Source organism: Clostridium sp. 1001283B150225_161107_B6, assembly GCF_015556325.1.
GTDB lineage: Bacteria > Bacillota > Clostridia > Lachnospirales > Lachnospiraceae > Enterocloster.
Genome location: NZ_JADNMD010000001.1, coordinates 847,592 through 862,222, shown reverse-complemented (window position 1 = coordinate 862,222; position 14,631 = coordinate 847,592). Strand labels below are relative to the sequence as shown.

Sequence of the window (14,631 nt, the reverse complement as noted above, 5' to 3'; positions counted from 1 at the left end):
ATGATTTTGCTGAAAGAGAGGAATTGAATCAATGAAAGTACTGAAACAGGGAGATGTTTATGCTCCGGAGCATCTGGGGAGAAAGGATATTTTGATAGAAGGAAACCGGATTGCCAGAATAGCGGACCACATAGATGAATACGACCAGATAGAGGAAGTGGAAAAGGCAGACCTGAAGGGGCATATCCTGACGCCGGGTTACATGGACATCCATGTCCACATAACAGGCGGAGGCGGTGAGAGCGGACCGGCCACCAGGGTGCCGGAGGCAAGCCTCAGCGTGCTGGTCCGAAGCGGCATCACCACGGTGGTGGGACTTTTGGGAACGGACGGGATTACCAGAAGTCTGGAGAACCTTCTGGCAAAGGCAAGGGCTTTCAATGAGGAGGGAATCACCTGCCGAATCCTGACCGGGGCATACGGATACCCGTCGCCTACCATCACAGGAAGCGTGGAGCGGGATATAGCCCTCATTGACCTGATGGTGGGCGTGAAAATCGCTATGAGCGATCACAGAAGTTCCAACCTGACGGGGGAACAGCTGATTTCCCTGGCCACCCAGGCACGGAGGGCCGGTATGCTCTCCGGCAGCTGCGGATATGTCACCATCCATATGGGAAGCGGAAAGGCCATGCTGGACCCGCTGTTCTATGCAGTTGACAACAGCGATGTGCCGATTCAGAAATTTCTTCCCACCCATATGGGGCGCACTCCGGAGCTGTTTGAACAGGGCCTGGAATTTGTGAAGCGGGGCGGAACCATAGATATGACGGCAGGACTTACAAGGGAGGAGCTGGAGGAGACGGCTGACCAGATTATGAACTATTTCAAACAGGACCCGGAGGGCCTTAACATGACCATGTCCAGCGATGCATACGGAAGCGCTCCAAGGTTCAATGATAAGATGGAGTGCATCGGACTTACCTATGCATCTCCCAAGTGCCTTCATGAGCAGCTGAAGGTGCTGGTGTGCGAGCGGGGAGCCAGTCTGGAAAAGGTGCTGAATCTCCTGACAAAGAATCCTGCCAGGATGCTGGGAATGACCGGGGTTAAGGGAACCGTGGCGGAAGGCGCTGACGCTGATTTTGTGGTGTACGACGATTCCATGGATATTCTCCATGTCATGGCAGGAGGCAGGAAGGCTGTGTGGGATAAGGAGGTTATCATGAAGGGGACGTTTGAGGAATAAGTCCGCCTCTGTCACACGATGGTCCGTCCTGCCGTCCTACAGGACAATCTCCATACCATCATAGGCAAAGGATATATTGTCCAGGCTTTTTTCAAATTTCTGGTAATAAGCATAGGATTTGCCCCAGTATTCATCAATGTGAGTGATGATAATGCGCTTTATTCTGTATAAGCGCTTGATTTCCATTATCTCATCCAGGGTAAACATATCATCTCTGAAGGGCGCTGAATCAAGCTTTGAACCGTCCTTAAGTATGCCGTCGTCCGAGACGAGCCCGATGATTAAAATATCCGCGTCAAAGTATAACGGGCTGGGGACAAATGGTTTCACATCGCAGCAGGCGTAAATAACCTTTTTTGCTCCTTCTGTTATAACATAAAATGTCATATTGCCACGATGGGTTTTATTATTTACCAGGTGCAATTCTATGGTTCCTATTTTGACATGATTTGTCCGGTTGATTGAAATACAGTTGAGAATATTTTCATAGTAATACAGGCCGTCGCCGTTCCAGGCATTGATATCGTCTACAACCTCGGGCAGGGCAATGAATTGTATGGGCGTTCCTTTGTCAGCAATGCAATCATAACCCAAGGGCTCCACAATACGCATTCCCCTAGTATGGTCGGGGTCTTTATGGGAGATGGAGAGATATTCAATCCTGGAAATGCCCTGCCTGTCACAGGCAACAGCAATGTCCTCCGGTGTATCAATAAGCATCCGGATATCTTCAATATAAAGGCTCGGTCCCAGGCGCTCATACCGGCCTCTTTTAATCCGGGCTTCCCGGCAGACAGCGCATTTACAAAACGGATTAGGAATTAGAAACATTCCTCCGCTTCCTGCAATTTTCAGCTTCATCTGTATTTACCTCCCTGCAGAATTTCTCATTTAACTAACATCCCCCTGATTTCGCTAACCATGCCAATGGGTATTTTGTCATCGTCCAGCGGCATGACACTGCTCAACATACGTACGCCCTGGTAAGAGAACAGCAGCAAATCCGCAACAGCATTTACATTGGCCTGCTTAAACTCGCCTTTGTTAATACCATAGTCAATCAGGCTGCAAAGCATTGCTTTTGAACTATAATACTGCTTCAGCATGGCGTTGTCGTCTGACAATGGAATGCTGCTGTAATACTCATAGAAAGCAAGTCCCAACGAACCGCTTCTGTCCAGCATCTCGGACTGGTAACGCCCTAACAATTCATCCAATATCACAGTTGCGGACATACCCTGTTCCATTTTCACGGCAACCTGGTTTTTAAGGCCAGACATAAGTTTGTTTATGATGTCGGAAAACACCTGTCCGGTACTTCCGTAGTGCATATATAAACCGCCGCGGCTAAGACCTGCTGCTTCACAGATGTCTTTCATCGTAACATCCTTAAATCCCTTTCGGACAAATAAAGGCAGCGCCGCGTTCCGTATGTTTTCCCTTGTTTTGTCCCCTTTTTTGCCCATAGAACCGTATCTCCTTTTTGGGGGGTTATTTTCCGACATGTGTGTCTTTTTTGTAGTATACGACACACGTGTCGGAATGTCAACCGGTAAGCTTCCGTTGGCTGTAAAAGATGAGAATGATAACAGAACAAAAACAGGTACCCGTCATTTCTGACGGATACCTGTTTAATAAACAGCATATCTGAAACATGATTCCTATTTAAGAATAGCATCCTTCTTTTCAAGAATTGCCTCTACTGCCGCACAGGCGGGACAATCACAGTACTTTGCCCCTGCGGCCTTGATTTCCCTTGCATGGGCAGCCACGTCCTTGGCTTTATCTGCTCCGAAAACCTGGGCACCCATATCTGATTCCGCAAAACCAATCAGGCCGTCAATGGGCATGATATCTGCTTCCAGTTCCGCAATGTATGTTTTTGTTGCGGCTGCCTCATTTTCAGTTCCCACTGTATCCAGCCAGGTTTGGGCTGATGCTTTTGTCTCTTTGTTGCATGATGCTGCATCCATTAATGCGTGTGTTTTTTCAACGACGAAACTTAAAACTTCCTTATCCATAATTGATACCCCCGCTTTCTTCTGAAATTTATCTATATTTTACCATAAATTTCCGGCATTTGCAAATTAAACATATGGTTTGCCGGTTTCAGATATATGGTTCACTGTTTTCAGAAATGCGGTTCTCTCTTTTCCAGAAATCGGCGCCTGTATTTTATATCCGCATAATCCGCTATCCGTTTGAGGTAAACAGCGTCATATACGCCTCCTATGATTCCCGCAATGGGGATTCCCTGTAAGAATTTCATGTACAGAAGCTCAGAGGACAGGGCATTGGATGCCTGCTGCATCAGATGGCAGCGGAGGGAGGATATATCGGGGAATACAGGTCCTGCGGACAGGCCCCCGGGGTCCTCCTGGCCGGCTGTTGTTCCGGTCAGGGAGTCCCCGTCGCGTATACAGCGCCCCATGGCATCCAGACTCCGGCCGCCGGATTGGGCCGTGTCACCTCTGGACAGGGCTGTGGAAATCAGCTTTAGTATATAACATTGCTCCTCTTCCGTGTCATACGGAAAGCCATAGCTTATGGCTGTTTCATAGATGCTTTTCAGGACCATGCCTGTGAACAGCGGAATATCGGGAAGTCCGATGCCCAGGACGCCCAGGCCGATTCCTCCGGCGCCGGCTGCCGCCAGGTTCTTAACCTTGTTTTTGCCTGCTTCCCTGGAAAATGCCTTCATGGCCTTTCTGGTTTCCTTTAGTTCTGCGGCGTAAGCATTGATTTTATAGGTATTTTCCATGTCCTGTTTCCGGTATGTTTTTTCGATAACCGAAGTCCCGCGGTTGAATATCAGTTCAAAGGCTTTATAAAATGCCAGGTTCAGGGCAGCTTCCAGCTTTTCCGGTACAAAGCGTTCCAGTTTTTGGTTCAGCACCGGTTCCTTTTGGCGCCGTGCTGCGGCTATAAAACGCTCCTCCCTTTTCTCCAGCGCCCTCCATTCCAGCTGGCGCGGGCTTTTTTTCAGCGGTCTTTTCACGAATTTCAGTCCTTTCTGGCGTGCGGCTCAGGTGCTTCACCGGGCCGGACGGCACTATGCATATATCATACCACAATCAGCTTAAAAGGAAAACTGTTTAAAGCCGGCCGTACAGCCGGAGGGAAGGGGGCAGCCGGAGGGAAGGATACAGCCGGTTGACAAAACCGCAGTTGCTGTGTATAATAGTTGACTGATGCAACAGTTGCATAATACAATAGATATGGTAGGGAGAGCGGAATGAATCAATATACGGGAATATACCGGCGCTGTGAGCTCTGGTTTATCCGAAGAGAACTGGAGCAGTTCGGACTGCAGCCCCTGGAGGGGAAAATCATCATGTTCCTCCAGGACAACCAGTGCACCCAGGAGGAGGTTGGCGCCCATTTTGACCTGGATAAGGGCAGGATTGCCAGAAATCTGTCTGAACTGGAAGACAAGGGACTGGTGCGGCGCCATATCAATGAGAAAAATAAAAGGCAGAAGTTTGTAAGCCTGACGGACAGGGGAAACCAGGTCCTGGAAGAGATACACTGCATATCCGGCAGATGGGATGAGATTTGTTATGCAGGCTTCACAGAGGAAGAGCGCAGGCAGCAGCAGGACTATCTGCGCCGGATTGCTGAAAATGCAATTGAATATAAACACAGAGTAGGAGAATGTATATATGGTAAACAATCTGACTGAGGGCAAACCCCTTAAATTGCTGTTTTTCTTTGCAATGCCCATGGTAGTGGGAAATCTGTTCCAGCAGCTCTACAACATGGTGGACTCCATGGTGGTGGGACGGTTTGTGGGAGAGGATGCGCTGGCAGCCGTCGGGTCCTCCTTCCCTGTGGTATTTCTTTCCGTGGCCATTGCAGCGGGTCTGTCCATGGGATGTACGGTTGTCATTTCCCAGTTCTTCGGGGCCGGCAAGATACGTGAAATGAAGATAACTGTCTCCACTGCCCTTATATCCCTGGGAGTTATCGGACTTATTATCATGGGTATCGGGGAAATCATTGCAGGACCTCTTCTGAAACTCCTGGGAACAGACCCGGATATTATGGCTGATTCCCTTGCCTATCTGAGGATATATTTTGGGGGAGCTGTTTTCCTGTTTCTGTATAACTCACTGAACGGTATATACAATGCACTGGGCGACAGCCAGACACCTTTAAAGTTTCTCATGGTTTCCGCACTGACCAACATTGTCCTGGACCTGCTGTTTGTCATCCGGTTTAACATGGGGGTGCCAGGGGTGGCCTGGGCAACCCTTATTGCCCAGGGAATGTGTGCTGTATTTTCCTTTTTTGTATTGATTGCCCGTCTGAGGAAGATGGAGAATGAGGAGGAGGACAGAGGAAAAGCATTTACCTTTTTCGACATGTCCTCAGCTGAGCGCATTGCCAAGGTAGGAGTGCCGTCCATGCTCCAGCAGTCCATTGTTTCCATCAGCATGATGCTGATGCAGGGTCTGGTAAATTCCTACGGAAAGGTGTTTGTGGCCGGTTATACGGCTGCCACCAAGATTGATACCCTGGCCATGATGCCCAATATGAACTTTTCCAATGCAATGTCCAGCTATGCGGCCCAGAACATCGGCGCCAGGAAGATGGACCGCGTGAAACAGGGATACAAGGCCAGCATGTTTATGGTGGTGATATTTTCACTTATCATTACCAGCATTATTTTCCTGTTCGGACCGCAGCTTCTGGGACTTTTCCTGAAACAGGGGGCTGAGGGCAGCGCTATGAGCTACGGACTCAGCTATATGAAGACCGTATCCGTGTTTTACATACTGATGGGAGCCCTGTTTGTCAGCAACGGACTGCTGCGTGGGGCCGGCGACATGGGAGCGTTCATGCTCAGTTCTGTTGTGAACCTGTTTTCAAGAGTGGCCATCGCCTATCTGCTGGCGCATTTTATCGGAGCCAGCGCAATATGGTGGTCCATACCCACAGGCTGGGCCATCGGAGCATTGTTTTCCTTCCTGCGTGTAAGGAGCGGGAAGTGGATGGCAAAGAGACTGGTGGATTAAAGAGCAGCAGTGCTGCATATATTGTATAAATTCATAATCAGGAATAAAGTGCATGAAAATATATGTAGTGAAACAGGGAGACAGTGTTGACTCCATCGCAGATTCACAGGGGATTCCAGCAGAAACCCTTATTTGGGCAAATCAGATAGAATATCCATACCGCCTGGCCGTTGGCCAGGCTCTTTATATTTCCGACGGGGAGACAGGGGAGGGGAGGAGGCCCCTGTTTTCCAGCGGTTATGCATATCCCTTTATAGACAGCGGGGTATTGGAGGACACCCTGCCCTATCTGAGCGCCATCAATATATTTTCCTATGGTTTTACGGAGGACGGGAATCTGGTCCTTCCCATGGAGGATGATGCGTGGGTGATAGAAAGGGCGCTGCAATGGGGGGTCCGGCCCATGCTGACCCTGACGCCTCTGGGGGAGGACGGGCGTTTTAACAATAATCTGGTGTCAGCCCTGGTGAGAAGCCAGGAAAACCAGCAGCGCCTTATCTGGGAGCTGGGACGCATTATGCAGGAGAAGGGATACGAAGGGCTGGACATTGATTTTGAGTATGTGCTGGCGGAAGACCGGGTGGAGTATGCTGATTTTGTGCGCAGGACCACCCAGGTCCTCAATATATTCGGCTATACGGTTACGGTGGCCCTTGCGCCGAAGACTTCGGCCCAGCAGAGAGGACTTCTCTACGAGGGAATTGATTACCGGCTGCTGGGGGAGGCAGCCAACCATGTTATGCTGATGACCTATGAGTGGGGGTACAGCCAGGGACCTCCCATGGCTGTGGCGCCTATCAATATGGTCAGAAAGGTGGTGGAGTATGCAGTGACTGAGATTCCGCCTGAGAAAATCATACTGGGTATACCTAACTACGGCTATGACTGGCCCCTTCCCTTTGAACGGGGTGTTACCAGGGCCAGGTCCCTGGGAACCCTGGAGGCAGTGAAGCTGGCAGTGGACTTTGGAGTGGATATACGGTTTGACGAGACTGCCATGTCGCCCTACTTCCGGTACTGGCAGTATGGCATCCAGCATGAGGTGTGGTATGAGGATGTCAGAAGCATCAGGGCAAAGTTTGACCTGATTAAGGAATTCAACCTGTACGGGGCGGGGTACTGGCAGCTCATGCGGTTTTTCAGGGCCAACTGGCTGCTGATGGACGATATGTTTTACATTGAACGGGATTGGCCGCTCATGGAGTATGAAGATATGTCATAACGGCTGCATCTGTGGTATAATGTGTTATACGCCCCGGTATATGGGGCGGCAGGAGGTAAAATACATATGAAGATAGAGACAGACAGGGTCCTGGAATTGGTTAAATCAGTGAAGCCGCTGTTTATGGACCATGAGAGGGCTTCCCGGATAACGGTAAAAGGGGCGGCGGATTTTGTGACCCAGGTTGATTTCCAGGTCCAGGAACGGATGCGCAGCGGACTTTTTGACATGTATCCCCAGGTGCAGTTCATGGGGGAGGAGAAGGATAACAGGGACATTGACTTTTCAGAGGCAGTTTGGATACTGGACCCGGTGGACGGGACCACCAACCTGATTCATGATTTCAGGTGCAGCGCCCTTTCACTGGCCCTCTGCGACAGGGGGCAGCTGGAGCTGGGAATCATATACCAGCCCTATACAGATGAACTGTTTCTGGCAAAGCGGGGCAAGGGGGCATACCTCAACGGAACCCCCATCCATGTCAGTCCTATCCGGGATTTGGGACAGAGCCTGATTTCCATTGGCACCAGTCCATATAAACATGATCTGGCGGACCGGAATTTTGAGGATTTCAAGCGCGTATTCCTCAAGTGCTCCGATATCAGGCGCACCGGGTCCGCGGCAGTGGACCTGGCCTATGTGGCCTGCGGCAGGCTGGACGCATATTTTGAGCGTTATCTGAATCCATGGGATTTTGCGGCCGGTATGCTGCTGATTCAAGAGGCTGGGGGAAGGGTGACCACCTTTGCCGGAAATACGGTGGATGTGTCCGGGCCTTCGGACATACTGTCGTCCAACGGAAGGATTGGTATTCTGCTGGAGGATGAACTGCTCCCTGCGTGATACGGTGTGAAAGGAACTGGAAGGATGAAGAGAATGAACAGAGACACGGGGGGAAAGCGTGGAACACGGATTGCAGGGCTGGCTGTCCTGGTGTGGCTGCTGTGGGGAATGTGTGAGCTGCCGGGGATGACAGATGCGGCAGGTGTTTTGGACATGACGGGGCTGACCGCCTTTACAGCCTATGCCGAAACGCGGGATTCCCGGGCGGATACTGACCCGGAGACAGGAGAGGTACTGGTGAATCTTGCCAATGAAGACGAGCTGAGGCAATGGTACGAGGGCCGTTTGACGGGAGGGAGCAGCATAGGAGTCCTGCCCAAGAACATGGCAGTCACCAAATCTGTCACCCTGGGGCTGCCGGAGGGACAGCAGAATCCGGGTCCCATTGAAATCCGGATACCTGAGGGCCCCATAAGAATCCTGGCGCCTAAAAACCTGACCCAGACAGGTGTTGTTATCGACAATCCCAATCTGCGTATAACCGGGAGCAAAAACCTGATATTGGTTGATGGAGAAGGCTGCCTGACCCTGAAGCGCGGACAGATGCAGCGGGAGGCTGCTAATGAACCGGCTGTCATCCTGCGGAACCAGGGAATGCTGATATGGGAGGAAGGCAAGGAATTTACAGGACTTAAGCAAACTGATATCCGGGATGAGCGCACAGACCCGCCGGAGCCGGTCCCTCCTGATGAGAGCCAGACCCACCCGGAAAACACAGGCACACAGCCCCAGCTGACAGAGGCGGTCCTTTTGAACATTGGTTCAGACGGCAGCGGCTCTGCCAGGCTGGAATTTAAGAACCTGCCTTCCGATATCAATGGACTGTACATACTGCGCAGTGAAAGCGGACATTCCTGGACAAAGGAAAAAAACAAGGTAACGGCCGCTTCGCCGCAAAGCGGACAGGAGACAGTGGAGTACGAGAATTTCCTGAAGGAAACCGGAAACACGCTGAATACCGGCATTGTGGAGGACGGCTATCTTATCTACCGGTTCCAGTCAGGGGACAGCTCCTTTTATGTGAAGGCCAGGATTGAGTGGCCCGGCGGGAGCTATGAGACGGATAAGGTAAAGATAGCCATACCCGAGTCAGTCGGACAGGGCCTTACCTTTGTGTACGGCGGGGACAGCTATGGTTATGGCAGCGGATACGGAGGAGGCTACGGCAGCGGTTCCGGCGGATATGGGGGATACGGCAGTTCATACGGAGGAAATTCTTCCCACACCCAGTCCGGCGCGGAGGAGGAGTCCGATGCGCCTGAGGCCCCGGTAAGAGGCAGGGGAGGGCGCAGAAGGGAATCCTATACGCCGTATTACAACCCGGATACGAAAGACAGGGGAGCTGGTGACGGACAGGCACATGGGAACCTGCTCAGGGAGGCCACGCCTTCGCAGGCCCGCAGCTGGCGGGATAGGGATGACGGCAGTGGGTCTGTAAATGTGACAGAGGCCGGCGTGACGGAGGCGGAAACAGCCGGTCTGTCCCTGGAAGGAAACGGGGACATGGACAGGGAGCAGGACCCGCCCCAGGAGGAAATACAGGACCGGGAGGATTCCGGCACATCCGGATTAAAGCGGTATGCAGGCGCTGTCCTGGCTGCTGCGGTGATTGGCTGCGGAGCCGTTTGTCTCCACAGGAAAAAGCGCAGGTAGGCGCACATCTCCAGGGGGCAGTGATAAAAAAATGATTTGCCAATAAAAGAAGGCTGTAGTATAATTTACAAAAACCAAAAACCCACACGTTTACGTTACAAAGGAGAATGAAAGTATGGCAATCAGAGTTGGAATCTTAGGCTATGGAAACCTTGGAAAGGGTGTGGAGTGCGCCATTAAGCACAATCCGGACATGGAGCTAAAGGCAGTGTTCACCAGAAGGAATCCGGACAGCCTCAGCATATTGACGGAAGGGGCCAAGGTATATCCGGCAGAGGAAGTTTTGTCCATGAAGGACGAGATTGACGTGATGATTCTCTGCGGAGGAAGCGCCACGGACCTTCCGCAGCAGACCCCGGAAATGGCAGCTCACTTCAATGTGATAGACAGCTTTGACACCCACGCCAATATCCCCGGGCATTTTGAGGCAGTGGACAAAGCTGCACGGGAAAGCGGTCATGTGGGAATCATATCCGCTGGCTGGGACCCGGGCATGTTTTCCCTTAACCGGCTCTATGCCAATGCCATCCTGCCGGGAGGCAGCGACTATACGTTCTGGGGCAAGGGCGTGAGCCAGGGCCATTCCGATGCAATCCGCAGAATCAAAGGCGTGAAGGATGCAAGGCAGTATACCATTCCGGTGGAGGATGCCCTTGCGGCCGTGAGAAGCGGTGCGGCTCCGGAGCTGACCACCAGGCAGAAACACACCAGGGAGTGCTTTGTGGTGGCGGAGGAAGGCGCTGATTTAAAGGCCATTGAGGAAGCCATTGTCACCATGCCAAATTATTTTGCCGACTATGACACCACGGTGCACTTCATCAGCCAGGAAGAACTGATACGGGACCATGCCGGGATTCCCCACGGAGGTTTTGTTATCCGCACCGGCAGGACCGGCTGGAATGATGAGAACAGCCATGTAATTGAATACAGCTTAAAGCTGGATTCCAACCCGGAATTTACGGCATCCGTTATCGTGGCCTATGCCAGGGCTGCATACCGCCTGGGCAGGGAGGGACAATCCGGCTGCAAGACTGTCTTTGACATTGCGCCGGCTTACCTGAGCGCGGAGGATGGAGCATCGCTTAGGAAGCGTTTGCTGTAATACGGAACTATCTATGTAAAAAACGCCTGCACCAGTCCCTTTGGACTGTATGCAGGCGTTTTTGTATGTTTTTCTGGGTTTATGTTCACATACATATACAGCGGTTCATATCATATTGGTAACAGGTTCATTAAGGCCTGCCGAATAAAACTCTTTGCACTGCATATCCAAACGACAGTACAAACTGAGCAGGCCGGAAGCAGAAAACTGCTTTGGGAGCCGGGCCGCAGACAGCGGCAGCAGACAGGAACGTCTGTGGGACAGTGGTTTACTTACATTGTCCCTCAGGCGTTTTTTCTCATGAAATGGGACTTTATGACAGGCGCAATGATTTTTCAAATATATTTTAGAACATATGAAAGGAATGGATGGTATGGGAGGCGGATATATGGGGAAGGGCATAAAAAGGACTTCTGCCGGAAATGGGAGCAGGGCAGAATTTAAAATTTGGACCAGAATGAAATATAGGAATAAACCAGAGATAAAGGACCCGGATAAAGGCGGTCAGACACAGAATGAAAATCAAATGGCCGGTACCGGACTGGCCATGCAGGTATCCTGTGTCAGCATCGGCATCAATGTGGTACTTTCGGTATTCAAGGTAGGGGCGGGTATCCTGGCCCACTCCGGAGCCATGATATCGGACGGGGTCCATACTGCCTCGGATGTGTTCAGCACATTCATAGTCATGGCCGGAATTACCATGGCCTCCAGAAAGTCAGACAGGGAACATCCTTATGGCCATGAACGGATGGAGTGCGTGGCGGCCCTTTTGCTGTCAGCTGTATTGTTTGCAACGGGAATCGCCATTGGGGTGAGCGCTGTGGAATCCATTGGCTCAGGACAGGAAAAGATTAGGGCTGTTCCGGGTGTCCTGGCCCTGGGGGCGGCAGTCATATCCATAGTGGTAAAGGAATGGATGTTCTGGTATACCAGGGCTGCTGCCAGGAAATTAAAATCAGGAGCCTTGATGGCGGACGCATGGCACCACCGCAGCGACGCACTGTCTTCAGTGGGAGCCTTCATCGGTATACTGGGAGCAAGAATGGGAATGCCGGTCATGGACCCGCTGGCCAGTTTCATCATCTGTATCTTCATAGTCAAGGCAGCCCTGGATGTGTTCAGGGATTCCATGGATAAGATGGTGGATAAGGCGTGTGATGAAGAGACGGTTAAGGACATAGAACGGGTGGTGCTGGATATCAGGGGCGTGGAATGTGTGGTCTCCATGAAGACCAGGCTTTTCGGCTCCAGGATATACGTGGACCTGGAGATTGAAGCAGACAAAAGCCTTATGCTGGAACAGGCCTTCGCGATTGCAAAGGAGGTCCACGACAGCATAGAAAAGAGATTTCCACAGGTGAAGCACTGTTCAGTACAGGTGAATCCCGAAGGCAGCAGGGGACTGGAGGGGACAGAAAATTAGTTTGACGGGAAAGGGTTTGCTGGCTATACTTAATATCAGATAACAGCGCCCGGCTATACGGAGGAAATATGCCGGACTAAGGCAGGACCAAGCCGTGTCATACCATGGCTATGCATCGGGCGCAGTGACAGAGGGAGCGACATAAGATGGCATTATATATAAAAAAGACAATCTGCCCCTACGACTGCCCCACATCCTGCGGTCTGTTGGCGGAAACGGATGGAACACGGATTCTCAGTGTGAAAGGCGACCCGGACCATCCGGCTTCAAAGGGGCTTATCTGCAGAAAAATGCAGCACTACGAGCAGTCCGTCCATTCGCCTGAACGTATCCTCACCCCTATGAAACGGGTGGGGGAAAAGGGAGAGGGAAGGTTTGAACCCGTGACCTGGGATGAGGCGGTTGAGGAGATTGCCGGCAGATGGAGACGCATTCTGGAGGAAGACGGCAAAGATGCCATCCTGCCCATGTATTATTCGGGGGTTATGAGCGTCATACAGCGCAAATGCGGGGATGCCTTTTTCAACCGGATGGGAGCCTGCGATATGGTCAGGACATTATGTTCTTCTGCCAAGGGCGCAGGCTATGAGGCTGTTATGGGCCAGACCGGCTGCCTGGACCCAAGGGAGCTTTTGGACAGCGATTTTTATCTGGTATGGGGGAGCAATATGAAGGCTACCAGGCTTCAGTCCATGCCGGCGCTGGTCCAGGCCCGCAGACAGGGAAAAAGGGTGGTGCTCATAGAATCCTGCGCAGCAGACATGGGAGCCTACAGTGACCAGACCATACTGATTCGTCCTGGCACCGACGGAGCTCTGGCCCTGGCCATGATGCATGTGATGGAGGAAGAAAACCTGGCGGACAGGGATTTTCTTACCCATCGGACAGAAGGGTATGAGGCCTTTAGGAATACCCTCGGCGCCTGTACGCCTGCCTGGGCGCAGGAGGAAACAGGAATCCCGGCAGAGGTGATTGCCGACCTTGCCAGGGAATACGCCTCGGCCCATGCTCCGGCCGTCATACTGGGAAGCGGTCCCTCGCGCTATGGCAACGGGGGTATGACCGTGCGGCTTATCACCATCCTGTCCGCGTATACAGGCGCATGGGGACGTCCGGGAGGCGGCTTATGCGGCTGCAATCCGGGGGCAGGTCCATATGTGGACAGCCGTCTGGTCACCAGGCCGGATTTCAGGAAGGAACCGGGACGCAGGGTCAATATCAATGAGATTGCATCGGCTCTTACAGGAATCAGGGGAGGCAGGCCCATACGCAGCTTCTATGTTTACGGCAGCAATCCGGTGGCCTCTGTCTGCTGCCAGAAGGGTATCCTGGAGGGCCTGAGGCGCCCTGATTTGTTTACGGTTGTCCATGAGCGGTTCATGACAGACACAGCCATGTATGCGGATATTATTCTGCCCGCCACATTTTCTGTGGAACAGACAGATGTGTATATGGCCTACGGATACTGCACCTTTGGGACGGCCGGGAAAATCATCGAACCGGCCGGGCAGTGCAGGAGCAATTGGAATACGTTTTGCCTGCTGGCCCGGGCAATGGGATATGAGGAAGAATACTTTAAGAGGACAGAGGAGGAGATGGCCGGGGAACTGCTTTCCCATCCCATGGAAGGTCTGTCCTGCATTTCCGAGGAGGACCGGCGCGTATTAAGGGACGGGGGCGTCATATCCACAGCCTACGCGGACCATGGATGCTTCAGGACGCCTGCCGGTAAAATGATGATTGTCAATGAACGGCTGGAAGAGGCAATGCCCAGGTATATTAAGAGCCATGGGGGGACCTATCCCCTCAGGCTGGTGGCGGCGCCCAGCGCATATACGTTAAATTCGGTTTTTCTGGACAGGAAGGACCTGAAGTCGGGCAGGGGCCCCATGGCGCTGATGCTCCATCCCAGGGATGCGGCATCAAGGAAAATTGCGGACGGCAGTCCCGTTGTGGCCTTCAATGAGCTGGCGGAGGTGGAGTTTACCGCAAAAATCACGCCCCTGGTGGCGGAAGGAACAGTTGTTTCTGAGGGCGTTTACGACAGGACCTTTACAAAGAACGGACTTCTGGTTAATGCCCTCCACCATGAGCGGCTGTCCGACATAGGAGCAGCAACAACCCTCAATGACAATACGGTGGACGTACGTCCATGTTAAGGGAAATAAGACATCAGGA

13 protein-coding genes and 1 riboswitch are annotated in these 14,631 nt (G+C 52.1%); of the genes, 9 read left to right on the top strand and 4 right to left on the bottom strand.

All coding sequences use genetic code 11. The features are described 5' to 3' along the window. The first annotated feature begins 31 nt into the window (after positions 1-31). Positions 32-1,189, top strand: a complete 1,158-nt coding sequence (gene iadA, locus I2H39_RS03835) for a beta-aspartyl-peptidase (RefSeq protein WP_138305970.1) — start codon at positions 32-34, stop codon at positions 1,187-1,189. A gap of 36 nt (positions 1,190-1,225) precedes the next feature. Here iadA and I2H39_RS03830 read toward each other — a convergent pair whose 3' ends face one another. The 4 genes from I2H39_RS03830 to I2H39_RS03815 all read right to left on the bottom strand — a co-directional run bounded on the left by I2H39_RS03830 (position 1,226) and on the right by I2H39_RS03815 (position 4,187). Then, positions 1,226-2,050: an MBL fold metallo-hydrolase gene (locus tag I2H39_RS03830; RefSeq protein ID WP_195625823.1), complete on the bottom strand. Its 825-nt coding sequence runs from the start codon at positions 2,048-2,050 to the stop codon at positions 1,226-1,228. Between the two features lie 26 nt (positions 2,051-2,076). Continuing rightward, positions 2,077-2,655, bottom strand: a complete 579-nt coding sequence (locus I2H39_RS03825) for a TetR/AcrR family transcriptional regulator (RefSeq protein WP_195625822.1) — start codon at positions 2,653-2,655, stop codon at positions 2,077-2,079. A gap of 195 nt (positions 2,656-2,850) precedes the next feature. Beyond that, on the bottom strand, positions 2,851-3,210 hold the full coding sequence (locus I2H39_RS03820; protein WP_195625821.1) for a molecular chaperone Hsp90: 360 nt from the start codon (positions 3,208-3,210) through the stop codon (positions 2,851-2,853). A gap of 110 nt (positions 3,211-3,320) precedes the next feature. Next, entirely contained in the window at positions 3,321-4,187 is an 867-nt protein-coding gene (locus I2H39_RS03815) for an EcsC family protein (protein WP_138305974.1), read from the bottom strand. Between the two features lie 237 nt (positions 4,188-4,424). Between I2H39_RS03815 and I2H39_RS03810 the strand changes: the two genes are divergently transcribed. The 8 genes from I2H39_RS03810 to I2H39_RS03775 all read left to right on the top strand — a co-directional run bounded on the left by I2H39_RS03810 (position 4,425) and on the right by I2H39_RS03775 (position 14,612). Continuing rightward, positions 4,425-4,871, top strand: coding sequence for a MarR family winged helix-turn-helix transcriptional regulator (locus I2H39_RS03810; protein WP_138305975.1), 447 nt, complete (start codon positions 4,425-4,427; stop codon positions 4,869-4,871). Continuing rightward, positions 4,852-6,207, top strand: a complete 1,356-nt coding sequence (locus I2H39_RS03805) for an MATE family efflux transporter (RefSeq protein WP_138305976.1) — start codon at positions 4,852-4,854, stop codon at positions 6,205-6,207. Before I2H39_RS03810 ends, I2H39_RS03805 begins: the two co-directional genes overlap by 20 nt. 52 nt (positions 6,208-6,259) lie before the next feature. After that, the gene (locus I2H39_RS03800; protein ID WP_195625820.1) at positions 6,260-7,429 is read left to right on the top strand and encodes a glycosyl hydrolase family 18 protein; all 1,170 of its coding nucleotides are present in this window, start codon (positions 6,260-6,262) and stop codon (positions 7,427-7,429) included. A 66-nt stretch (positions 7,430-7,495) separates the two neighbouring features. Further along, complete coding sequence (locus I2H39_RS03795; protein WP_138305978.1) at positions 7,496-8,272, top strand: inositol monophosphatase family protein; 777 nt, start codon at positions 7,496-7,498, stop codon at positions 8,270-8,272. Positions 8,273-8,305: 33 nt separating this feature from the next. After that, positions 8,306-9,925, top strand: a complete 1,620-nt coding sequence (locus tag I2H39_RS03790; RefSeq protein ID WP_195625819.1) for a hypothetical protein — start codon at positions 8,306-8,308, stop codon at positions 9,923-9,925. A gap of 115 nt (positions 9,926-10,040) precedes the next feature. Then, positions 10,041-11,027: a diaminopimelate dehydrogenase gene (locus I2H39_RS03785; protein ID WP_138305980.1), complete on the top strand. Its 987-nt coding sequence runs from the start codon at positions 10,041-10,043 to the stop codon at positions 11,025-11,027. A gap of 174 nt (positions 11,028-11,201) precedes the next feature. Continuing rightward, a riboswitch (NiCo riboswitch) is annotated at positions 11,202-11,293 on the top strand. 191 nt (positions 11,294-11,484) lie between these two features. Next, positions 11,485-12,453 (top strand): cation diffusion facilitator family transporter, encoded by a 969-nt coding sequence (locus I2H39_RS03780; RefSeq protein WP_330640967.1) that lies wholly within the window; start codon positions 11,485-11,487, stop codon positions 12,451-12,453. A 146-nt stretch (positions 12,454-12,599) separates the two neighbouring features. Continuing rightward, a complete protein-coding gene (locus tag I2H39_RS03775; RefSeq protein WP_138305981.1) occupies positions 12,600-14,612 on the top strand; it encodes a molybdopterin-dependent oxidoreductase in 2,013 nt (670 codons plus the stop codon). Positions 14,613-14,631: the final 19 nt, after the last annotated feature.